Below are 23462 nucleotides of genomic sequence, written 5' to 3'. Positions count from 1 at the left end.
ACGTCAGCTACTATGCGACAACAAAGGGGCAGGTCTAGAAGATGAAGGATCAGAATCCAGCCGGAGCAGCCGGCGCCGACCAAGTGGATATCGGGGAGCTGCTGAACGCCTTGATGGCAATGAAGAAGGGGAATTTCACCTATAGAATGCCTTATGACCGGACGGGAATCGCCGGCAAAGTGGCGGATACATTCAACGAGATCATGGAGATTCAGGAAGGCATGGTCAACGAGGTTGAGACGGTGGCGAAGGTGGTCGGCAAGGAAGGGAACCTGTCGAAGCGCTTCGTCCAGAAGAATCTGGGCGGCTCCTGGGACACGATTACGGATTCGCTGAACGGACTGGTCATGGATCTGATTCAGCCGACCAGCGAGATGGTTCGCGTCATTAACGCAGTGGCCAAGGGCGATCTGTCCCAGAAGGTGGAACTGGAGATTGAAGGCCGGGCGCTGACCGGCGAGTTCCAGCGGACGGCCAGCAACATCAACATGATGGTCAACCAGCTCAGCACGTTTGCCTCCGAGGTGACGCGCGTGGCGCGTGAAGTCGGTACGGAAGGCATTCTCGGCGGCCAAGCCGACGTGAAGGGCGTGTCGGGAACCTGGAAGGATCTGACCGACAGCGTGAATTACATGGCGACCAATCTTACGGACCAGGTGCGCAATATCGCGGCGGTCACGACCGCCGTTGCGAAGGGCGACCTCTCGAAGAAGATTACGGTCAATGCGCGCGGCGAAATTCTGGAATTGAAGAATACGATCAACACGATGGTGGACCAGCTCTTGATGTTCTCATCCGAGGTCACGCGGGTGGCGCGCGAAGTCGGGACGGAAGGCAAGCTCGGCGGGCAGGCCGACGTGAAGGATGTGTCCGGCACGTGGCGGGATTTGACCGAAAGCGTGAACTACATGGCGACCAATCTGACCAATCAGGTGCGCAACATCGCCGTAGTCACGACGGCCGTCGCCAACGGCGATCTGTCGAAGAAGATTACGGCCGACGTGCAGGGCGAAATTCTGGAATTGAAGATTACGATCAATACGATGGTGGATCAGTTATCGACCTTCGCCTCTGAGGTTACCCGGATGGCGCGCGAAGTCGGTACGGAAGGCATTCTCGGCGGACAGGCGGATGTGAAAGGCGTATCGGGCACCTGGCGGGATTTGACCGAGAGCGTCAATTACATGGCCTCGAATCTGACGAACCAGGTGCGCAATATCGCCGAGGTGACGACGGCGGTCGCCAAGGGCGACCTGTCCAAGAAGATCACCGTCGATGCCAAAGGCGAGATTCTCCAGCTGAAGAGTACGATCAATATCATGGTCGATCAGCTTAGCAATTTCGCCTCTGAAGTAACGCGCGTCGCGCGCGAGGTCTCGACGGAAGGCATTCTCGGCGGCCAGGCGGACGTGAAGGGCGTGTCGGGCACCTGGAAGGACCTGACCGACAGCGTGAATTTCATGGCGGGCACGCTGACCGATCAGGTGCGCAATATCGCCGAAGTGACGACGGCGGTAGCGAAGGGAGACCTCTCGAAGCAGATCACGGTCAACGCCAAAGGCGAGATTCTGGAGCTGAAGAACACGATCAATACGATGGTGGACCAGCTCTCGACGTTCGCCTCCGAAGTAACGCGCGTGGCCCGAGAGGTCGGCACCGAAGGGATGCTGGGCGGACAGGCGCAGGTGAAGGGCGTCGCCGGCACGTGGCGGGATTTGACCGAGAGCGTGAACTACATGGCCTCGAACCTGACGAACCAGGTGCGCAACATCGCCGTGGTTACGACGGCGGTTGCGAACGGCGACCTGTCGAAGAAGATCACGGCGGATGTACAGGGCGAGATTCTGGAGCTGAAGAACACGATCAATACGATGGTGGACCAGCTCTCGACGTTCGCCTCCGAAGTGACGCGCGTGGCGCGAGAGGTCGGCACGGACGGCAAGCTCGGCGGCCAGGCGCAGGTGAAGGGCGTCGGCGGCACCTGGAAGGACCTGACGGAAGGCGTTAACAACATGGCCCGGAATCTGACCGACCAGGTGCGCAACATCGCGGACGTCACGACGGCGGTGGCGAAGGGCGACCTGTCGAAGAAGATTACGGTGGACGTCAAAGGCGAAATCCTGGAGCTGAAGATTACGATCAATACGATGGTGGACCAGCTCTCGACGTTCGCCTCCGAAGTGACGCGCGTGGCGCGCGAGGTCGGCACGGACGGCAAGCTCGGCGCTCAGGCGGAAGTAAAAGATGTGTCGGGCACCTGGAAAGACTTGACCGATACGGTGAACTACATGGCCAGCAATCTGACCATCCAGATGCGCAATATTGCCGGAGTCACGACGGCTGTCGCGAACGGAGATCTGTCGAAGAAGATCACCGTTGACGTGAAGGGCGAACTGCTGGAGCTGAAGAACACGATCAATACGATGGTGGATCAGCTCAATTCGTTCGCATCCGAAGTGACGCGCGTGGCGCGCGAGGTCGGTACGGACGGCAAGCTGGGCGTTCAGGCCCAGGTGCGGGGCGTCGGCGGGATCTGGAAGGACCTCACGGACAACGTGAATATCATGGCGACCAATCTGACCGATCAGGTGCGGGGCATCGCCAAGGTCGTAACCGCAGTCGCGAACGGGAACCTGAAGCAGAAGCTGACCGTGGACGCCAAGGGCGAGATCGCCGAGCTGACCGATACGATCAACAACATGATCGAGACGCTGGCGACCTTCGCGGACCAGGTAACCACCGTGGCCCGCGAGGTCGGCGCGGAGGGCAAGCTGGGCGGACAGGCCAATGTGCCGGGCGCGGCAGGCACGTGGCGCGATCTCACGGACAACGTTAACTATATGGCGAGCACGCTGACCACCCAGGTCCGCGCCATCACGAACGTCGCCACCGCCGTAACCAACGGCGATCTGTCCCGGACGATTGACGTCTCCGCTTCCGGAGAAGTGGCGACGCTGAAGGACAACATCAACGAGATGATCCGCAATCTGAAAGAAACGACCCGCATCAATACGGAGCAGGACTGGCTGAAGACGAATCTGGCCAAATTCTCCCGGCTGCTGCAGGGCCAGCGCGATCTGTACGCGGTCAGCCGCATGATCCTCTCCGAACTGGCTCCGCTCGTGTCCATGCAGCACGGCGTCCTGTATATCAACGAGCCGGTGAACGGGGAACCGGTGCTGAAGCTGTTCGCCAGCTACGCCTATCAGAACCGCAAGCATCTGGCGAACGAGTTCCGGGCCGGACAGGGACTGGTGGGACAGTGCCTTATCGAGAAGCAGCGCATTCTGCTCACCAATGTTCCGCACGATTATGTGGTGATCTCTTCGGGGCTCGGCGAAGCGACGCCGCTGAATATCATTCTGCTGCCGATCATATTCGAGGATCAGGTGCTGGCCATTCTGGAGCTGGCGACCTTCCGTTCCTACAGCGATATTGACATCGCCTTCTTGGATCAGCTGACGGAGTCGATCGGGATTGTGATTAATACGATGCAGGCGAACCAGCGGACGGAGGAGCTGCTGATCCAGTCGCAGTCGCTCACCGAGGAGCTGCAGAAGCAGCAGATGGAGCTGCGCAATACGAACGACGAGCTGGAAGACAAGGCGAAGCTGCTGGTACTCCAGAAGGCGGAGGTCGAGAGCAAGAACCACGAGGTGGAAGTGGCCAAGCGTTATCTGGAGGAGAAGGCCGAGCAGCTGGCCCTGACGTCCAAGTACAAATCGGAGTTCCTGGCGAATATGTCGCATGAGCTGCGGACGCCGCTGAATTCCCTGCTGCTGCTGGCCGAACAGCTGGCCGAGAATCCGGATGACAATCTGAATGACATTCAGGTGAAGTTCGCGAAGACGATTCAGGACTCGGGTCTGGAGCTGCTCAATCTGATCAATGACATTCTCGATTTGTCCAAAATCGAATCCGGCACCGTGACGCCGGACTACAGCGAGGTTCCGCTCGCGGAACTGACGGGCGGTCTGGACCGGACCTTCCGGCACATGGTGAACGCCAAGAAGCTCGATTATCGGATCAGTGTCGATCCCGGGGTTCCGCCCCGGATCATGACCGATCCGAAGAGGCTGCAGCAAATCCTGAAGAACCTGCTGTCCAATGCCTTCAAATTCACGGAAGAAGGCCAGATCATGGTGCAGATCCGCAAGGCGGAGGAAGGCTGGAATCCGGAGCGCGAATCGCTGAACCGGGCCAGAACTGTGCTGTGCTTCTCGGTCAGCGATACGGGAATCGGCATTCCGCACGAGAAGCAGCAGATCATCTTCGAGGCCTTCCAGCAGGCGGACGGCAGCACGAACCGGGAATACGGAGGAACGGGGCTGGGACTCGCCATCTCCCGCGAGATCGCCGAAATGCTGGGCGGAGAAATTACGCTCTACAGCGAAGTCGGCAAGGGAAGCGTATTTAACCTGTACCTTCCGACGGAAGCGGAGTTCACGGAGCCGGAACCCAAGAAACCGCATATGCCGGAAGTGATTGATATTACGCCGTCCAAGCGCAGAAGCAGTCTGGTCAAGCCGGCGGAGGAGACGCTGGAGGACGACCGCGACCGGATCGAACCGGGAGACCGGGTGTTCCTTATCATTGAGGACGACCAGAAATTCAACGAGATTATTCTGGACCTTCTGCACAAGAAGGGGATCAAAGCCGTCATAACCGCCGGCGGATGGGATGCCCTGGAGCTGGCGCACCGGTACAAGCCGATCGCCATTACGCTGGATCTTCATCTGGGCGGGGACACCAACGGATGGCTGGTCATCGACCAGCTGAAGAATGACATTCATGTCCGGCATATTCCGATCTGCGTCATGACCGTCGATGAAGACGAAGTGCTGCTGCTGCAGAAGGGAGTCCATGATTATTTCCGCAAGCCGGTGACGAACGAAGAACTGGAGAATGCGCTGGACCGGCTGAACGAATTCGCGGACAAGAAGGGGCGGAGCCTGCTCGTTGCGGTCCGCAACGAGGAAGAGCGCAAGGGGATTGCCGATCTTCTGAACAATCCCGATCTCAAGATCACATCCGTGGACACGGGGCGCAAGGCGCTGAACCAGATTAACGCCAAGGATTTTGACTGCGTCATTCTCGACAATGCGCTTCCGGACATGGACCTGATCCGCTTCGTCCGGGATATGCACAAGAATGCCAAGAACAAGCGGGTACCGGTTCTGGTGCGTCTGAGCCGGAAGCTGACGCCGGACGAGGAGAATGAGTGGGATGAGCTGACCCGGATGGCCGTGCTCAAAGAGGTGAAGTCCAATATTCAACTGCTGGACGAGTCCTCGCTCTTCCTGCACCTTCAGGCAGAGAATCTCCCGGCCGAATCGAAGGAGAGACTGGTCAAGCTGCATAACTCCGATGATATGATCGAGTACAAGAAAGTGCTTGTAGTGGACGACGATATCCGGAATATCTTTGCGCTGACGTCGATTCTGGAACGGCATCACATGAAGGTGATTCCGGCGGAGAACGGCCAGGATGCAATCAGTCTTCTGGAACAGACCCCGGACATCGAAATTGTGCTGATGGATATCATGATGCCGGGAATGGACGGCTATGAAACGACCCGCTCCATCCGGGAGAACGGGCGCTTCGAAGAGCTGCCGATCATCGCTCTGACAGCCAAGGCGATGAAAGGAGACAGGGAACTGTGTCTGGAAGCCGGATGCTCGGATTATATTACGAAGCCGGTTAACAGTGCCCAGCTGCTGTCCATGATGCGCACCTGGTTGGACCGATAATTTAATTATTCTGGGTGTAAAGCCGCAGTTCGCAGTTCGCGAACTGTGGCTTTTTTTGGGGTTTCTATGAGATGAATCACGAAAATGCCGAAAAAAGAAATCAATTGGTTCTTAAGTATCAGTTTCATTTATTAATCAGCGGTTTAATATACAATTATAAAATTCAGAAACTTCCAATTATTTCTGTTATTTATTTTTTATTCTCCGTCTTGAGCCATAGAAAGGCTCCTACGGACGGACCAGCTTTGGTTCCACAGTTGAATGCATCAGGATTGGATACATAAGGATTGGATACATAAGGAGGGACCCGTGAGACTGCTATTGATTGCCGGCGGATACGGATCCGTCGCACGCCAGTACATAACCAGTTCCACCGAATTGATTAACGAAGAACCGTTGACCCTCGCCGAAGCCATCGGTTACATAGCGGAGTCCCCTCTCCGGCCGGACGGCGTTCTGATTACCGAAGAGGCGCTGACGCTGGCCGCAGAACGCGACAGGCGCGATCTGGAGAGCCTCGTCGCCGGGCTGGCCGCCATTCTTCCGGCGCCGGTGCCGGTCGTGGTCCTCACCGGCGACGGCTGGAGACCACGGGAATGGGAGGGGCTGCTTGCCCGCTGCCCGCAGATCCGGGTGGAGGCGGGGGATTACATACGGATGACTCCCGGGCTGCTCGCCCGTGGAATCGAGCTTGCCGCCTCAACGCCGCAGCGGTCTGCGGCCAAGGGCAAGAACTCCACTTCGGAGCCTGCACTGCCGCTGAATGCCGCGCAGCATGCGGGTTCCCGGCCGACCGGGGAACCGGCAGCTCTGCGGAAATCGTTCCTGGACCGGTTCCGTTCAAAGAGCAAGGAACGCCATACGCTGGAGCCGACCGATGCGTTGACCCGGGAGCTTAACCGGATCAGCCGGGGAATCAGCCGCGTCGTAGCTGTAACGGGACACCGCGGCAGCGGAGTGACGAGCACGGCCGTCAACCTGGCAAGCGAGGCGGGCAGACGGGGGCTGAGCGCGCTGATCGTGGATCTCGACATGGATTACCGGAGCACGAATATGTACTTCGGAAGCTTCCACGAAACGACAAAGCGGGACGACGACATCAACGCCTCGCTGATCCGGACTCTGGCAAGACCCCAGGATTTTGCGGCGACCGCCTATCCGATCAAAGAGAATGTCTGGCTGACCGGACTCGGGTACGGGTTCGACGATGCGAGATTGATCGGGCAGTTCGTGACCGAAGCCCGGCTTACCGCCCTTCTGTCGCTGTTGCGCAATCGTTTTAACCTGATCGTACTGGACCTGCCGCTCGATCTGCTGGGGAAGTACACCGAAATCATGATACATATCGACAGTTTTGGATTATGCGTTCCGAATGACCTGTATTCGGTGCTCAGCACGCTGCGCAATGTGGAGAACAAGCTCCCGAAGGAGCAAGCCGCCTACCTCAACGCCAAATCGAAGCTGGTCGTGACAAGGTACAACGACCGGTCCCGCTTCCAGGGAGAAATGTTCACGCCGGATGCGGTAGCCCGGGTGCTGACTTCGGGGCTGATGGACCGCTTCACCTATGAAATGAAGGTGGCGGGCCATGTTCCCTACAGCAGCGAGTTCGATTCCCAGATCGAATCCGATGTGCCGCTTGTGTATACCAGCGCCCATTACGAACGCGCCTACGGCAATATACTTCTTCGACTACTGGAGGGAACGGGATAAATGGATTTGAGCGGTCTCAAAAATGCGGCTCCCAACCGGCAGCTGTTCAAACGGGGAGCAGCGCTGCTCTTCAGTCTGCTCATCATTGTGGCTTCCTACCTGGCCATCACGAAGGCGAGCAAGGAAGCGAGCGATGTCGTGACCGTGCTGCGGGTAAAGCCGAGCGAGGGGATCCCCGCTTTTGTTCAATTGAACGACCATCTGATTGAGAAATACAAGCTGATTCGCAGGGAGTACACCGAGGACATGGTGCTCGCCGAGGATCTGGAAGAGGTCAAGGGCAAGCTGACCGCCAACTTTTTACGGAAGAATACGGTTCTCTACAAGGATCAGCTGATTGAAGAGAAGCCGCAGAAGAACGAATGGCTGTACCGGGTGGAGGACAAGAACGAAGTGCTGACGCTGCCCTACAACTTCCTGGAAGTCGGGGGCGACATTCTGATGCCGGGCGACCGGGTGCGAATCCGGGTGACCTACGACGTCGACTCGGCCGGCGGAACCGGCAATCCGAACGCGGTCTATTCCCAATCGCCGAATAAGGTGAAGAAGACGGAGGTGCTGTTCGACAGCATCATCGTCAAGGACATGCTGAACGCCAACAGCCACTCGATCTACGAGGTGTATAAGGAAGTCCAGAAGCTCGACGAGAACAAGAAGCAGGAAGTCATGAAGAGCAAGGAGTTCCTGAAGAACATTCAGCCCCGGGCGCTGCTGCTGGAAGGGACGACGGAGCAGATCAACAAGTTCGCCAAGTATAAGGGCCTGGACGGGAATTCGTTCCTGATTACGATACTTAGCCGGAAGGACAGCGACGTCATTGTCGATCAGCTGCCCACCTTGGAGAAAGAGGTGGAGTCATGGATCGGAAGCGGCGAATAGGGCTGGACAGCATCTTTCAGAAGATCTCGTCGAAGGAACTGGTCGGAGCCGAGCTCCAGGAGAACAGTCTGATCTACAGCGTGGTCGGCTTCCTGCCGGCGACGGACTGCACGGACAATGCGCTGCTCATCAGCAATCTGGCCTACCTGCTCTCACAAAAAGGACTGAATACCTGCGTCGTCGATCTCAAGGTATTCTACCCCAATCTCTATCAGTATCTGGACGCGGCGCCGCCCAAGAGAGGAAGCGGACTGCTCCGGCTGCTCAAGAGCGACAAGGTCGATTTCCGCGACGAGTTGATAGAGACGAAGTACGAGCGGCTGTATCTGCTCTCGCCCAGCCAGCAGGATTTGATGGAGGAATATTTTGATTTCGAGTTCGGCCATCTGGAGCGGGTCATTGATACGCTGAAAAGCATGTTCGACCTGGTGCTGATCGACATTCCGAACAACCCGCCGCTGGAATTCTGCCTCGGGGCGATGAAGTTCTGCCACATCGGCTTCTTCACCGCCGCGGAACGGATGGAAGCTGCGGTCAATATGGTCAAATTGCTGGATTTTGCCCAATCGGTCGGCATCAGCACCGCCAAGTTCATGAGCGTTGTCATGATGAACCTTCAGAACATCGAGTTCGACTATAAGGTCATGCGGGAAATGGGCTTCCAGATCGCAGCGGCGCTGCCGCTGGTCAAGGAGGCGACCGTCTGCGCCCATGACGGCAGGCTCTATATCAAGGATAGTCCGATCGTCAATAAATACTTCAAGAGAGACATTCAGAAACTGGCCGACCGGCTGGCGGACCAATAAGGGAGAGGACAGCCTTGCTGACACGCGGAAAAATCAGCGATATGCAGCAGAAGGTGCTGCACCAGGCCCATCCCAAGGAGAACCTGGAGGATCTGGCCACCAAATATACGACCATCAGCTTTGAGGAAGCGCTGGAGCTGTGCCAGAAATACATAACCAAGATTACGACCCATGCCTACCGCCGGGAGACGGACCCCGGCCGGAAGCGGGAGATGACGAAGGCCTACATCAACGAATTTGTCGATTCGCAGATGCCTTCGGTCGAAGGCTATTATGAGCTGCCGCAGCTCAAGAGCGCGCTCATCAATGAGATCACCCACTACGGTCCGATTACCGAGGCGATGGAGGACCCCTCCATCGACGAGATTCGGGCGAACGGGCCGGATCAGATCTTCGTGGAGAGCGGCGGCAAGTCGATCCCCTGGGAGCAGCATTTTACCGACCGGGAGCATATGGAGCGGATTATCGCCAAGCTGATCGGCGTATCGAAGATGCGGCTCATTCCGAAGATGCCGATGGTCAACGCCCGCACGATTGAGGGGTACCGGGTCAATGCCACCCATGCCGATATTTCGCCGTACGGACAGCCGGCCTTCGTGATCCGGAAATTCAGCAAGAAGAGCATCAATCCGAAAATGCTGGTCGAGAACGGGTCGTTCTCGGCGAATATGTACCGATTGCTGTCGCTCATTCCGAAGTCGGACCTCTCCTGGATTACGGTCGGACCGACCGGCAGCGGCAAGACGACGCTGAACGAGATCCTGGTCAAGGAGATCAATCCGATGCAGCGCATTATCACAATCGAGAATCCGTCGGAGATGCGGCTGATCCGCCGCGAAGGCGGAAGCGAGCACGGACGGATTCTGAACGATGTGCTCCAGTACGAATCGGTGCCGGAGGACGACGATGCCAGCCCGGCGACGATGGAGAACCTGCTCATCAACGCGATGCGGCAGTCGCCGCACTGGATCGGTCCGGGGGAGCTGCGGACGCCGGGGGAATTCGCCACAGCGCTGCGCGCGGCGCAGACCGGGCATTATTTCTTCTCGACGCTGCATGCGGAAGGCGACCGGGAAGCGATCTACCGCTTCCTGACGGCCTATCTGATGGCATCGAACGAGCCGGCGGAGCTGGCGCTGCGCAATATTTGCAGCGCGGTGAAGTTCGTGATTTTTCAGGAGAAGCTCGCCGACGGCACCCGCAAGATCACGTCCATCTCCGAAGTCACCGGAGCCGACGGACTGAACCCGCTTATTAATCAGATCTACCGCTTCGAGTACGAGGACGTGGTTGAGGAGTGGGACGGAGACCGGAAGATTATCCGGATCGCCGGACGGCACCGCCGGGTGGGCAAGCTGTCGCAGAAGGCGCAGCAGCTCATGATCAAGGCGGGGATCAAACGGAGCCGCTTTGAGCTCTTCACGGCCGATCCCGCGGATGATGAAACGGAGGTGTATGCGCTCAGTGAGTACGCCTCTTACGATTAGTCTGATGCTCGGCCTGGCCGGCTTCCTCCTGTTCAACGCCGTGTTCGGCGTAAGGTTCTTTCAGGGGCTGGGGGGCTATATTCTGGAGCAGGTCGATACGCTCGCCGAATATCTGGGCCGTTACAATACGAAGCGCTATGTGGACCGGGTCAAGCGGGAGCGGATCGTCAAGCGCAAGGAGAACCTCTACGCCAAGTACAACCGGATGGTCGAGGGCCTGATTCTGGATTTCAACATGCCGTTCACGCTGGAGAGCTTCACTTCGATTCTCTGCATCTGCTTCGCGATCGTCATGCTCCTGATTGTGCTGTTCATGAAGAGCCTGACCCTGTCGGTGCTGATTACGATCTCGGTCTTTATCGGCCTGCTTACCTTCTTCGTGATGCAGTCGCGGGCGATCCAGGCCCAGCGGCTCGAACAGATCATGGATGCGGAGGATGTCATCTGTCCATTGGCCCGCGAAGGCGTGCTGGTGGCGATCAAGAAGGTGATGGAGACGGACGAGTACATCAGCCCCGGCCTGCGGCCCTACTTCCAGCAGTTCATCGACAATTGCGAGAACAACGGCTATTCGTTCAAGCAGGCGATCCAGCTGCTGAACCGGCAGCTCGGCCCGAAGTTCGACAACTTCGCGAAGAAGGCAATTGTGTTCGAATACAACGAGCGGAAGGGCATGGCGGATATTTTCCTGGACATTGTGGACGAGAACGCGGTGCTGCGCGAGATTAATCTCAAGAAAGAGATGATCTTCCGGAAGATGAACCGCAGCTTCCTGATGAAGACGGCCGTAATTGTGCTGTTCTTCCTGTATGCGCTGACCGTGCCCGACTTTCGGGCGTTCATGCTTCATACGGATGCCGGCAAAATGATCAACACGGTCATGATCAGCGCCGTGTGCCTGAGCTTCGCCAGAAGCCAGGTGCTTCAGGGAAGCATGGGCGGAGGCGGGACGAAATGATTCTGCTCGCCAAGCTGGCCGCCATGCTGTCGATTCTCTATCTGGTGCGGGTGCTGTTCTATCCGATGATGCGCTCGGTTAGCCGCAGTCAGAAGAAACGGGCCCGCCAATACGTCAAGCAGCGCAAGAACGAGAAGTTCAGGCAGCGGGTCAGACGCTTCAAGCTCCGTCTCGCCCGCAAATATGCCGGAGCGCTGCTGAGCGCGGCCGAACGGGCCCGCTTCAAGAAGATGATCGACCGGCTCGATCTGAACAAAAGCCCGGAGGAGGTACGGACGGAGCAGATTCTTTATCTGCTGGGAGCGCTGCTGCTGACCGCCCTGATGCTCAAGCTGAATCCGGTTCTCGGCTATCTGACCGCCATCTTCGTTATCCTGGGCTGGCTGTATCCGGTATCGGAGCTGGAACGGGCAATCGAGCGCAAGAACAAGAACATCGCTCTCGACTTTCCGGCCTTCTACAGCATGGTGTACTACCAGTACATCAAGTCGGTCAATATCCATCTGGCGGATGTGCTGAGAGACTATATTCCGAACGCCAATCCCGACATCGGCGAGGAGCTGGGCGTGATGCTCGACAACACCGAGTACGGCGAGGAGTTCGCGCTGAAGCAGCTCAAGAAGCGGGTGCCTCTGCATTATGTCATCAAGTTCTGCGACATTATGGAGACCCGGCTGAAGGGCTATGACAACGTCGCCCAGATGGCTTATCTCAAGAACGAGCTGGACGGCTTCCGGGTGCGGGCGCTGGAAGAAGAGCTGGAGCGGCGGGAGAGAAGCGGGGCCCGCATCCAGATGGCGCTGATCCTGGTGCTTGCCGCCTATATCCTGATCTACTACCTGTTCACGATTCTGGGTTCCATCAAAATGTTTCAATAGCATGAGGAGGACAATGAAATGAAGAAGACAGCGGATACGAAATTGCAGAGATTCCTGGCCGACGAGCGCGGAGCGGTCGGAGTGAAGGAGATCGCCGCTACCGTGGCGGTCATTGTGGTCATCGGCGCGGCGATCAGCCTGATCACCGGAACCTTTTTGAATACGTGGATCAGCGAGGTCTGGGATCTGTTCATGAAGCAGATTGAGAATATGACGACCTGACCGGAGGCTGGCGATGCGTGGTGTTGCGAAAGGCGTGCTCGGCGTGATTCTATCCTCGGTCGCGATTCTGCTTCTGCTGAATCTGGCCTATTTCTTCCCATGGTATTTAACGCTGATTACCGAGACCTATAACGTCTCCCAGGTTGTAGCCGGAGATAATTATATGAAGGAAAGCTACTATGAAGAGGCGCTGGACCGGCTCCAGGAACGTCCGGTCTACCGGGACAAGGCGGACGACATCGAGATTCGGATCACGAATGCGGACGGACGCAGCGCCATCGGGGACGACGACGAGACGGTCTATTACGACAGCGCCGAGAGCGACAAGCCGTACCTGCAGCGGGGGGAGCCGCTGGAGGTGGAGATCCGTGCGGTCTATCCGTTCACGGTCACCTTGTGGGGCAAGAAGCTGGAACGGGAATATCCCGTCTCCTTCAAGATGTCGACCACGGGCCTGAAGCATTACAAGGATCTGGATTACTATAGGGACTGATGGGAAGGGGAGCCAGTGAGAAATATTGCGATCGCTATTCTCGTCGTCGTTATGGCGTCCATTGTCATTGAGCCGCTGGTGGAATTCGCCAATGTGTTCAGGGAGAAGGTGACGGTCAGCTCCGCAGTCTCGAACGCGCTGCGGGCGGCGAGGGACCGGAGCCTCGAGGATGAGCTGATGCGGGATCTGGATGCCCGGGTGGACGAGGACCGGTTCAAGGCGTATTTTGCCGAAGCTTTCGGAGATGCGCTGCATCTGCGGGTGTCGGGCAGCAGCGGCGACGAGGTGACGTTCCGTTCGGAGAAAGAACGGTTCCATCCGTTCACGGTCCGGTTTGAATTCGACGAATCGACGGATTCCCGGAACCGGATCGTCACCCGGGTTCACGTCTGCGCGGAGTCCAAATACCTGTACAAGACCAAGTACCTGAAGCTGGCCGAAGCCGCAGGCAGTCCCGGCGACTACAAGCTGGTCAGCGAACGGACCTATCTGCTCTCGGTCCGCAACTAGATCACTTAAGGGAGAGTCATTCGTGGACTATATCATGATTACTCTGCAGACGGCGGACGGCAGGCAGGCGGATCTGAAGGTGCCGGCGTTCGTGCCGGTCGGCGATCTGCTGGATATGCTGGAGGAAGCGCTTCAGCTCCGCAAGGGGCCGCAGACGCGGCTGCAGGCCGAACCGCTTGGACGGATTCTGCAGAGCGCCAAGACACTGGGGGAACAAGGCGTCTGCCACGGAGCCCTGCTGACCGTCATTTCATGAAGGAGCGATTGCATGAACGGCAACCTGTACAACGGAGGACTGGTTCACAGAGACGGAGACCAGCTGCTTGTCACCGATATCAAGACCTACTCCGGCACTTATCTGATTCATAACGGGACCGGCTTCGACCTGTTCACGGACAGCCTGATGTGGTTCATGAACGAAGGGGAATCCGGCATCCTGTACAGCGACCAGCGCAGAGGGAACCGGCTGTACCGTTCCGTCTCCGCCGCGCGCGGGGATGTGCTGGTGCTGGACAAGCCGTGCGCGCAGCCGGTGGTCCGCGGCGGGCTCATCTATTATCTCGATGAGCGGGACGGAAGTCTCTGCTGCTGCTCCGAAGACGGGCGGCATGACCGCAGGCTGTCCGAAGACAGGGCCGGAGGGTTCCTCCTGCTGGATGATGAGTCGGTGCTCTATTCGACTCCGCTCGGAATCAAGCGGGTTCTGGCCGGGGGAGGCCGGGCCGAGACGGTCAGCCCGGCCGTCACCGGGCGGATGATCCAGGCGGGCCGGAAGGTGGCCTATGCGGACAGGGAACGGGAATTCGCGCTGACGCTGCTCGATCTGGACAGCGGGGAGACCTCTGCGGTAGGCGGTATTGCGGCGGCCTCGATCAATACGGACGGACGCTATCTGTACTGCGCCAACCGGCGCAACCGGAGCAGCCTGTACCGGGTGGACCCGGCGGCGGGAACCGGCATTCGGATCAGCGGCGACAGCGCCGATTATCTGCATCTGGACGGGGATGACATTTACTTCAGCAGCGGCCGCGAGTGGTACCGGCTGCCGCTGACGGGCGGAGAAGCGGAGAAGCTGCCGGCCCCGGGAGGGGATGCCGATGCAGACTGAATTCAGCCGTCAGCCGCGGTTCCTTCCGGAAATCCCGCGCGGCGAAGTTGAAGTGCCTAACCCGCCGATGCTGCAGGAGAAACCGGAGATTTCCTGGTTCGGCATTCTGCTTCCGCCGATTGTCATGCTGGTAATCACCGTGCTGATCGCAATGACTTCCCAGTCACTCTTTCTGCTGATCTCGGTCGCTACGACTGTGATGACGCTGATCGGTTCGCTGGGAACGGCGATTTCACAGATTCGCAAATACGCCCGCAAGAAGAAAGAGCGGGAGCAGAAATACCTGCAGTTCATCGCCGACACGCGCAGCGAGCTGTCCGTGGCCCGGGAGCAGCAGAGCGCGGCAATGAATGAGATGTTCCCGGAACCGGAGGAATGCGTGCGCCGGATCATGGAAGGGGACCGGCGCTTGTGGGAGAAGACGCCGGTCCACAATGACTTCCTGGCCGTGCGCGTCGGGGTCGGCAGCGCTCCGCTGGAAATGGAGATCCGCTATACGAAGCAGGCGATTATCCTGGAGAGCGATCCGCTGATTATGGAGCCCCAGCGGCTGGCGATGGATTATGCCAAGGTTCCGGGCGTGCCGATAACGGTCAATCTGCTGGAATCGGAGATCTGCGGCCTGGCCGGGGAAGAGGCCAAGACGCAGGCGCTGCTGACCTCTATGATGCTCCAGCTCGTTACCCATCAAGGGTACGACGATGTCCGGATTGTACTTCTGACAAGCGGCGATGGCATGGAGCGCTGGAGCTGGATGAAATTCCTTCCGCATCTGTGGGACGACGGAATGAATGTCCGCTTCCTGCTCTGCGGGCAGGCGATTGCGCATCAGGTGCTCTCCGAAATGTATGCGCTGCTGAAGGACCGTGAGCTTCGCGCGGCGGGCGGCGGCATTCTGCCGCACTACCTGTTCGTGGTCGAAGACATCTCTCTGCTGGAGAATGAACCGATCGGCAGATACCTGTACAACGGCAGCTCGAAGCTTGGCGTATCGACCCTCTTCGTAGCTCCGAATGCCGCCTATCTGCCGATGAACTGCAAGGTTGTAGTCTCGCTGCAGGGCAAGCATGGAGAAATGGCCGACCGGGTTACCGGCGGGAAGACGGCATTCACGCCGGATCAGACGCAGCTCGGCGAGCTGGATCTGGCCGCGCGGAAGCTGGCCCCGCTTCGGATCAAGCAGACGAACGCGGGCTTCGCGCTTCCGACCTCGGTGTCGCTGCTGGACATGCTTGAAGCGGAGAAGGTCACGGATACCGATTTGCTGCTGAACTGGACGCGGAACCGGACCTACAGGGGCATGAGCGTGCCGATCGGCGTGCGCGCCGGCGGCGAGCCGCTTCACCTTGATATGCACGAGACGGGCTTCGGTCCGCACGGCCTGGTGGCGGGAACGACCGGCTCCGGCAAGAGCGAGCTGCTCCAGAGCATTATCGTGTCGCAGGCGGCTCACTACCATCCGCATGACATCGCCTTTGTGCTGATTGACTACAAAGGCGGCGGGATGGCCGACGCCTTCCGGGGAATGCCGCATCTCGTGGGCACGATTACGAACCTGGGAGGCAACCAGACGACGCGGGCTCTGCTGTCCATCAAGAGCGAGCTGATGCGAAGGCAGCGCCTGTTCTCGGAGCACGGAGTCAACAACATTGATAAATACCAGAAGCTGTACTACAGCCGCTCCGATCATGCGGGCATGCCGGCGATCCCTCATCTGATTATGATTGCCGACGAATTCGCGGAGCTGAAGCAGGACCAGCCCGACTTCATGAAGGAGCTGGTCAGCACGGCGCGGGTCGGCCGAAGCCTGGGCGTCCACCTGATTCTCGCCACCCAGAAGCCGGCGGGGGTCGTCGACGACCAGATCTGGAGCAACTCGAAATTCAAGATCTGCCTCAAGGTGCAGGACGAGGCGGACAGCAAGGATGTCATCAAGCGGCCCGACGCCGCCATGATCAAGGAGCCGGGACGCGCATACATTCAGGTCGGCAACGATGAGATCTTCGAGCTCTTCCAGTCCGCTTACTCCGGCGCGGATTATGATCCCGAAGGAGAGCTGCGGAAGGTGGAGAACCGGACGAAGCGCCTGTACAAGCTGTCCGTCACCGGTCGAAGCGAACAGATTTATCCCCTGGAAGAGGAGAAAATCGCCCGCCATGAACTGCCGTCCCAGCTTCAGGCGATGGTGGAGCATATGATCCGGACGGCCGAGCAGTCCGGCATCCGGCCGGTCAAGGGTCCTTGGCTGCCGCCGCTGCCCGAGACCGTCTATCTGGACGCTCTCCTTCCGGCGGAGAGCGCGGAGGGCATCCGGCCGCGCCGGGAAGCGCTGCTTCGGATTCCGGCCGGACTGCTGGACGACCCGAGAGGACAGCGGCAGGAGGCGCTGGAGCTGGATTTTGCCGCAGAGGGGAATCTGTTCGTCTACGGCGCTCCCGGAACGGGGAAGACGGTGCTGCTGCGGACGCTGCTGCTGTCGGCTGCGCTGCTCTACACGCCGGATGAATTCCATGGCTACATTATGGATTTCGGCGGCGGTTCGCTGAAACCGCTGGAGCGGCTGCCGCATATCGGCGGCGTCATGACGCTGGAGCAGGAGGAGAAGATCGACCAGTTCATGCGGTTCGTGTTCCGGATCATGGAGGAGCGCCGGGCGCTCTTCGGGGAGACGGGCAGCGAGGGCTTCGCGGATTACCGCGCGAGCGGCGGGACTCTGCCGGCGGTGATGCTGGTCATCGACAATTATTTTGCCCTGTCGGAGACGTATGAAGAGATGGATGCGCAAATGGTCGTGCTGGCCCGGGAAGGCTTCAAGTACGGCATCTACCTGGTCGCCACGGCGACGAACAGCGGTCTGGTCCGCTACAAGTTCTCGGTCAACTTCACGATGGCGATCAGCCTCCAGATGACGGAGAAAAGCGAGTACGACGGCATTGTCGGACGGACCGAAGGCCTGGAGCCGGCCAGAACGGCCGGGCGCGGTCTGGTCCGGGGCAAGCCGCCGCTCGAATTCCAGACGGCCCTCCCCGAATTCAGGGAGGTGCGAACGGACGGGCTGATCGAACGGCTGGAAGGCCGGTTCGACAGCCGGGCGGTTCCGATTCCGGTCATGCCGGCCTGGATCGACCTCCGGTCGCTGGAAGGCGAGGGGACACGGCTGGGAATCGGACTGGCCAGCAATGATCTGCAGCCGGTCCACCTCGACCTGCAGACCCATCCGGTCTTCATGGTTGCCGGGGATGCGATGTCAGGCAAGAGCACGCTGCTGGTATCCTGGATCAGTCTTCTCGCAGAGAAAGAGCCGGAGCTGGAGGTGTATGCGCTGGATTCGTCCGGCATGGGCCTGTTCGAGCTGATGAAGCGCCCCTATGTCACCGACCTGGCCGGCGTGGAAGACTTCTACGACTTCAGCTCGGCGTTCCGGGAGAAGCTGGACGCCCGCCGGTCGGAGCTGCTCGCCTGCCGGATGGCGGGAGGAGATGCCGCCGAGCTTGCGGCGGGATGGAACCCTATCGTGTTCGTGATCGACAAGCTCGGCGAACTGACGGGCAACGACATGTACGCGCTGCATGAGCTGCTGGAGCGGATGATCCGCCAGGACCGGGGACTGAAGGTCTCGGTCATCGCCGCCGACAATACCGCGGAGCTGGCCTCGAACTGGGATACGCTCGGCAAGGTGATCCGGGAGGAACAGACCGGGCTGCTGCTCGGAAGAATCAAGGAGCAGAATCTGTACAACGTCTCTTTCCCTTACGGTTCCCAGGAGCGGAATATGGAGCTCGGCGACGGATATCTGATTGTGAAGAACCGGTACACCGGGCTTCGGTGCGGCGTGCTGCGATAACCTATTTCTTATCCTGAAGGAGGTATGCCTGTGTCAATCAGTCCTTCCGAAATCCGGCGCAATGCGTCGCGGATCAGCGGACTCACCGGCGATGTCCGGCAGGTCCAGCGGGAGCTGGGAACCCAGTACCGGCAGGTCGGAGAGTTCTGGACGGGCACGGCGTCGAAGACGCTGCAGAGCGAGTACCCGGGACTCGACGGCGAGATCAAGGCGCTGATCCGCAGTCTGGAGCGGCTGGAGAGCGGCGTGGAGCGCGTCGCCTCCCAGGTGCAGCGGGCCGAGCAGGAGCGGGCCGAGAAGAAGCGGCTCGCGGAGAAGCTGGCGGCCGAGAAGAGAGAACGGGAACGCAAGGAACAGGAAGAGAGAGCCCGGAGCAGGCAGCGGTAACCGCGTTCAGCCGGGATACTCCTTGAAAGGAGGTGAACACACATGGCGGGCAACAATTTGACATTCAGTCCTGATCAGGCGACAAGCGTCGCCAAATCGATCAGCAACAAAGCGAACAATGCAGACACCTTGATCAAGAATCTGCAGAAAGAAATCCATGCCGTAAGCGGCTGGTGGCAGGGCGAATCCCAGACGGCTTTCGTTCAGCAGTTCGACGGACTTATGCCAAGCTTCAACGAGCTGGTGAAATGCGTAGAGAACATCAGCAAGAACCTGATTCAGATCGCGAACATCAAGCAGCAGGCCGAGCAGGAAATGGCCAGCAAGCTGCGCAGCAGATAATGAAGCACAGTGCCAACCTTGGCGGGGCAAGCGGACCGGTGCGTTACGGTCTGCTTGCCCTGCCGTGTACGGCTGGCGAAGGAAGACGATACACAACCTGGGGGGAGCTTTGAAGTGGAGCTGACCGATAAGGAATATTTGACGCTGGCCTTCATGGAACCGTCCGTTCTTCGGGAGGGAACGGCAGGGATGACCGTGCGGGACCTGCTCGGCGGCGAACCGGCGGAAGCCGGAGCGGCGGCCGGAAGCGGCGGAATGTACGGGCTGAAGCTGGCTGACCGCTGGATCGCGCCGGAAGCCGAAGGCTATGCTTTTAGGAATGAAAATGACGATAGATGGCTTATCTTCTTATATACAGCGGAATTCTCGCTGAGCACTCTGAAGGGCATGCTGTCCGGTGAGAGCGCTCTGTTGAAGCAGTCCGCGGAATTTCGGAATACGGCCGGCGGCAGCGGACGCCTCGCCGTAACCGGCTTCGGCCTCGGTGGCGCGCTCGCCCTGTTCGCAGCCGGTTCGTCCGGCGGCGCGGCGGCCGGCGTCGTCTTCGACGCGCCGGGCGTCTCCCACCTGCTGCCGGAAGAAGGAGCGCTCTTGTCCGGCATTCGCAACATCGCCGCGCCCGGCAGCGCCGGCACAGCGCTGGGCACACACGGCGAGACGCTGGAATTCGCTCTGCCGGAAGGCGGAACGGGCAGGAAGGCAGGGCCGGAGGCTGCGCTGCTCGGCCAGCCGGACCAAAGCGCCTACCGGACCGATGATGCCGGCCGGGTGCTGACGGGCCGGCCGGACGAGACCTATGCGCTGCTGGCCCATTTGGGCGTGCTGCTTGAGGAAGGGCCTGCCGTCAGAGCGGTGGCGGAGGCGTTCATCCGGGCTGCGGGACTTGCGAACAGCGGGGCGCGCGAGCTGGTTCACGCGCTGGTGCCGCTGATCGAGCGGGCCGATCTCCAAGGTATCCGGGAAGCACTGCTGGAGATTGCCGCCGGCTACGACCGGGAGGTGCAGCAGATCTGGACCGCCTGGAAGCGGGACCTGTCGGAGGACGCGAGGAAGCTCGGACCGACCGAGCTGTCGGAGCTGTTCGAGTCCCGCAGCGAAGCCGCCATGCGCGAGGCGTCCGAGCGGCTGGAGGATCTGATCCGGGTAACGGAGGCGTTCCTGGTCGTACTGGTGCTCCTGGAACCGGAGCACGGCAGGCTGGCCGACCGGCTCGAGGATCTGCTGGAGACGGTCACCGGAGGCATGACGGCGAGACTCAAGCTGTTGTCCCGGCAAATGCCTGAGGAGCTCGCCGGCTTGATGGAGCAATCCATGAGCAGAATGTTCGTATGGCCGGATCTTCAGTTTGCACCCAGATTGCCTTAAGGGAGAGTGGACCGGATTGAATCCATTAATCAGAAGGACGGTGTGTATACCAATGGCTCTCATAACACTGCTCAGCCTGTTTGGCTGCGGGAAGTCCCGGGACGAACGGGCGGCGGACCGGATTGTCGAGGCCCTGCAGGAGAAATACGGCGAAGAATTCGTGCTGGACGGCATCGGGGGAAGCTGGGGGACGATGAACCCCAACACCTTAAAGGCGATTGCCCGGCCCAAGGCCGACCCCACTCTCAAGGTGCCGGTAGAGATTACGAAGGATTTGAAGCAGATCTATGACCAGTACCTGAATCAGCGCGTCGCCCGCAGCGAGGAGCCGAAGATTCAGGAGCTGGCCCGCAAGCATTGGCCGGACGCCCGGATTGTGAACGTGAACGACACCCGGCTGGCCTATCCGGAGAGCAGCGACACCTCCATGACCTACCCGGAGTTTCTGAAGCAGAATCCGTCGAATACGCTGCTCGTCAAGGTGTACCTCGATGCCAGCGGCTATGTGGATCCGAAGGGAAATATGGACCAGGAGGCGGAGATTGCGAAGTATCTGGCTTTTGCCGAAGAACTGGCCGCAAGCGGCTATGTCAGCAGCAGGATCTCCTGGGTCTATCTGACCCCTGACGCGTTCAGCCGGTTGGAGGAGGCGAAACAGTCGGCGAGCTCTGTGGATGCGTTCTTCAATGAGGAGGAGGAAGAGACCGGTGTTCCCCGGATGATTACCCGGGTCGGCTGCGAGATCGACGCTTCGGGCCGGGTGAAGCAGACCAAGGCGGAGCTTCAGGCGTATCTGGACCAATGGAGAGAGAAGAGGCTGGAGAGCCTGCATCACTGGAGGTGAGCGTACATGGCGGATGACCAAAAACTGACCGAAGTGGAACTCAAGCAGATCTCCCAGCTCGTCTACCTGGACGTCATTGACTCTAAGGGCATCGGCTCCGACCTGGAAGACCTCTACTTCGACAACGGCAAAAGAATCACCGTCGGCCAGTTGATTGACTACTATACCGCGGGCGAGGGACTGGACAAGCTCAAGGCCCGTTATCCGGATAAGCTGAACGGAACGAAGGAATCCGAGCAGTGGATTCAGCTTCTGGAGTCCATGGACACGGACAAATACCGGAACTGGGAGATCACCGACGTGGTCTCGCACAATAAGCTGGATCAGTCCGGCTTCGTCGCCTTTACCGTCGATACGAAGAACGGGGCCAAGGTCGCTGCCTTCCGGGGGAGCGAGCCGATCAATGATCCGTATTACCGGAACGACTGGAAGAACAACGGCACCACGGCCTACGAGCTGGAATCGCTGCAGCAGAGAGAGGCCAGAGCCTATATGCAGAAGTTCGGCCTGCACGGAGAGGACCTGTATATCACCGGCCACTCGCTTGGCGGCAATCTGAGCCTCTTCTCTTCCTTTGTAATGACGGATGACCAGCGCAGCCGGTTGATCAGCGTATCCACCTTCAATGCGCCCGGCTTCAACAAGGCGCTGCTGGACCAGTACCGGAGCCAGATTGATGCCATGAACGGGAAAGGCCAGATTCTGGAGTACCGCAACAAGCATGATCTCGTTCCGGCTCTGTTCCTGAACCCTTCGGACGGCATTTACATTGATACCACTTCCGATGCGGTGACCGGCTTCTCGCATCATTCGCTCTTCTCGTTCGCTCAGGACGACGGCTCCACCTTCCACCGGTCGGACTCGCAGATGCGCGCCGTGATTCCGAACCTCGTGCATCATGTGACCGTCGGGCTGGAAGCGGTGCCGAATTTTCTGAAGGAGACGCTGGTTACGGAGGTCTTCAAAATCTGGGACGGCGACGTCGAATGGTACCATGTTCTGTTCGGAGCCGCGGCCGTAGCCGGAATCGCCCTTGCCGGTCCGTGGGCGGTCCTGTTAGGAGCGCTGAAAGTTGTAGCAGCGCTGTATGTCATCGGCTTTGTCATCGACAAAGTCATTCCCTGGATCAAGGAAGGCATCGCGCATATCGCAGAGCTCGTCGAGACCTTCTTCAACGAAGCGGTGGATGTGATCACCGGGCTGTACTTCCAGGCGGTGGACGCCGCCAAGCTGATCGGAAGCCAGATCGCCGAGTTCTCGCGTCAGGTGAAGAGCGCGGTGACCCAGTTCTTCCACGAGCTCAAGGAAGGCTTCCAGCAGTTCGTGGCCGATACGATCCAGTTCGTTGAAGCCCAGAAGGAGAAGTTCATCCGGATGAAGGAGCAGGTGGCCCGCAAGCTTGGGGCTATCTTCGAGTCGGTGAAATCGACCATCACCCGCAAGAAGGACGAAGTGGTGGACGGGGTGCGCACATTCAAGAACAAGCTGATCGGGGGCTTGAAGGCTAAGATCAAGACCGTGGCGAAGTACGCCGTCTCGGCGGCCGGAGCGGTCCGGTCGGCGCAGATCAAGGCGACCGTCAGCCGGATCGAAGCTCTTCATCAGCTCCTTAGGCAGAAGGAGGAGCGAATATCGGATCTGGTCGCCCGAATCCGAAGCGTGGCCTCCGGGGTATCCTCCAGCGTCGGAGGAGCCTACCCGGAATCCTATGTGCAGTCTGCGCTCCGGGAACTGGAACAGACCCAGCAGGAGATCCGGTCCCAGGAACGCCGCGTCTCCGAGACGCTCAAGCAGCAGTCGGACGGCGTCAAGTACTCGGTGAATACGTACCGCAGCACCGAAGCGAAGCTGTCGGCCATGGCCCGTGCCTAGGCCC

18 protein-coding genes are annotated in these 23462 nt (G+C 59.2%); all 18 read left to right on the top strand.

Annotated elements, in window-relative coordinates; translation table 11 throughout:
* Positions 1-41: 41 nt before the first annotated feature.
* The 18 genes from F4V43_RS08330 to F4V43_RS08245 all read left to right on the top strand — a co-directional run bounded on the left by F4V43_RS08330 (position 42) and on the right by F4V43_RS08245 (position 23458).
* Positions 42-5750 carry a HAMP domain-containing protein gene (locus F4V43_RS08330; protein ID WP_150457777.1) on the top strand — a complete coding sequence of 1903 codons (5709 nt, stop codon included), beginning with the start codon at positions 42-44 and terminating at the stop codon, positions 5748-5750.
* Between the two features lie 309 nt (positions 5751-6059).
* On the top strand, positions 6060-7463 hold the full coding sequence (locus F4V43_RS08325; RefSeq protein WP_150457776.1) for an AAA family ATPase: 1404 nt from the start codon (positions 6060-6062) through the stop codon (positions 7461-7463).
* Positions 7464-8342, top strand: coding sequence for a flagellar biosynthesis protein FlgA (locus F4V43_RS08320; protein WP_150457775.1), 879 nt, complete (start codon positions 7464-7466; stop codon positions 8340-8342).
* The gene (locus F4V43_RS08315) at positions 8321-9148 is read left to right on the top strand and encodes an ATPase (protein WP_150457774.1); all 828 of its coding nucleotides are present in this window, start codon (positions 8321-8323) and stop codon (positions 9146-9148) included. Before F4V43_RS08320 ends, F4V43_RS08315 begins: the two co-directional genes overlap by 22 nt.
* Positions 9149-9162: 14 nt before the next feature.
* Positions 9163-10635, top strand: coding sequence for a CpaF family protein (locus F4V43_RS08310; RefSeq protein ID WP_150457773.1), 1473 nt, complete (start codon positions 9163-9165; stop codon positions 10633-10635).
* Positions 10613-11593 (top strand): hypothetical protein, encoded by a 981-nt coding sequence (locus F4V43_RS08305; RefSeq protein ID WP_150457772.1) that lies wholly within the window; start codon positions 10613-10615, stop codon positions 11591-11593. The genes F4V43_RS08310 and F4V43_RS08305 overlap by 23 nt, the downstream gene beginning before the upstream one ends.
* Positions 11590-12471: a hypothetical protein gene (locus F4V43_RS08300; RefSeq protein ID WP_150457771.1), complete on the top strand. Its 882-nt coding sequence runs from the start codon at positions 11590-11592 to the stop codon at positions 12469-12471. The genes F4V43_RS08305 and F4V43_RS08300 overlap by 4 nt, the downstream gene beginning before the upstream one ends.
* 18 nt (positions 12472-12489) lie before the next feature.
* Positions 12490-12693, top strand: a complete 204-nt coding sequence (locus F4V43_RS08295) for a hypothetical protein (protein WP_150457770.1) — start codon at positions 12490-12492, stop codon at positions 12691-12693.
* Between the two features lie 13 nt (positions 12694-12706).
* Positions 12707-13186, top strand: a complete 480-nt coding sequence (locus F4V43_RS08290; protein ID WP_150457769.1) for a hypothetical protein — start codon at positions 12707-12709, stop codon at positions 13184-13186.
* Positions 13187-13201: 15 nt separating this feature from the next.
* Entirely contained in the window at positions 13202-13696 is a 495-nt protein-coding gene (locus F4V43_RS08285) for a hypothetical protein (protein WP_150457768.1), read from the top strand.
* 22 nt (positions 13697-13718) lie between these two features.
* Positions 13719-13952: an EsaB/YukD family protein gene (locus F4V43_RS08280; RefSeq protein WP_150457767.1), complete on the top strand. Its 234-nt coding sequence runs from the start codon at positions 13719-13721 to the stop codon at positions 13950-13952.
* Positions 13953-13964: 12 nt separating this feature from the next.
* Entirely contained in the window at positions 13965-14804 is an 840-nt protein-coding gene (locus tag F4V43_RS08275; protein ID WP_150457766.1) for a DUF5050 domain-containing protein, read from the top strand.
* Positions 14794-18648 carry a type VII secretion protein EssC gene (gene essC / locus F4V43_RS08270; RefSeq protein ID WP_191089524.1) on the top strand — a complete coding sequence of 1285 codons (3855 nt, stop codon included), beginning with the start codon at positions 14794-14796 and terminating at the stop codon, positions 18646-18648. The genes F4V43_RS08275 and essC overlap by 11 nt, the downstream gene beginning before the upstream one ends.
* Before the next feature lie 30 nt (positions 18649-18678).
* Complete coding sequence (locus tag F4V43_RS08265; protein ID WP_191089523.1) at positions 18679-19035, top strand: WXG100 family type VII secretion target; 357 nt, start codon at positions 18679-18681, stop codon at positions 19033-19035.
* Positions 19036-19077: 42 nt separating this feature from the next.
* Entirely contained in the window at positions 19078-19377 is a 300-nt protein-coding gene (locus F4V43_RS08260) for a WXG100 family type VII secretion target (protein WP_150457763.1), read from the top strand.
* 114 nt (positions 19378-19491) lie between these two features.
* The gene (locus F4V43_RS08255; RefSeq protein ID WP_150457762.1) at positions 19492-20742 is read left to right on the top strand and encodes a hypothetical protein; all 1251 of its coding nucleotides are present in this window, start codon (positions 19492-19494) and stop codon (positions 20740-20742) included.
* Between the two features lie 52 nt (positions 20743-20794).
* Entirely contained in the window at positions 20795-21586 is a 792-nt protein-coding gene (locus F4V43_RS08250; protein WP_150457761.1) for a hypothetical protein, read from the top strand.
* Positions 21587-21592: 6 nt separating this feature from the next.
* Complete coding sequence (locus F4V43_RS08245; protein WP_150457760.1) at positions 21593-23458, top strand: Mbeg1-like protein; 1866 nt, start codon at positions 21593-21595, stop codon at positions 23456-23458.
* Positions 23459-23462 lie beyond the last annotated feature (4 nt).

Origin of the sequence: Paenibacillus spiritus (assembly GCF_008710135.1) — a bacterium.
In the GTDB taxonomy this organism is placed as follows: Bacteria; Bacillota; Bacilli; order Paenibacillales; family Paenibacillaceae; genus Paenibacillus_AQ; species Paenibacillus_AQ glufosinatiresistens.
This window is presented reverse-complemented; position numbering and strand designations above follow the sequence as displayed.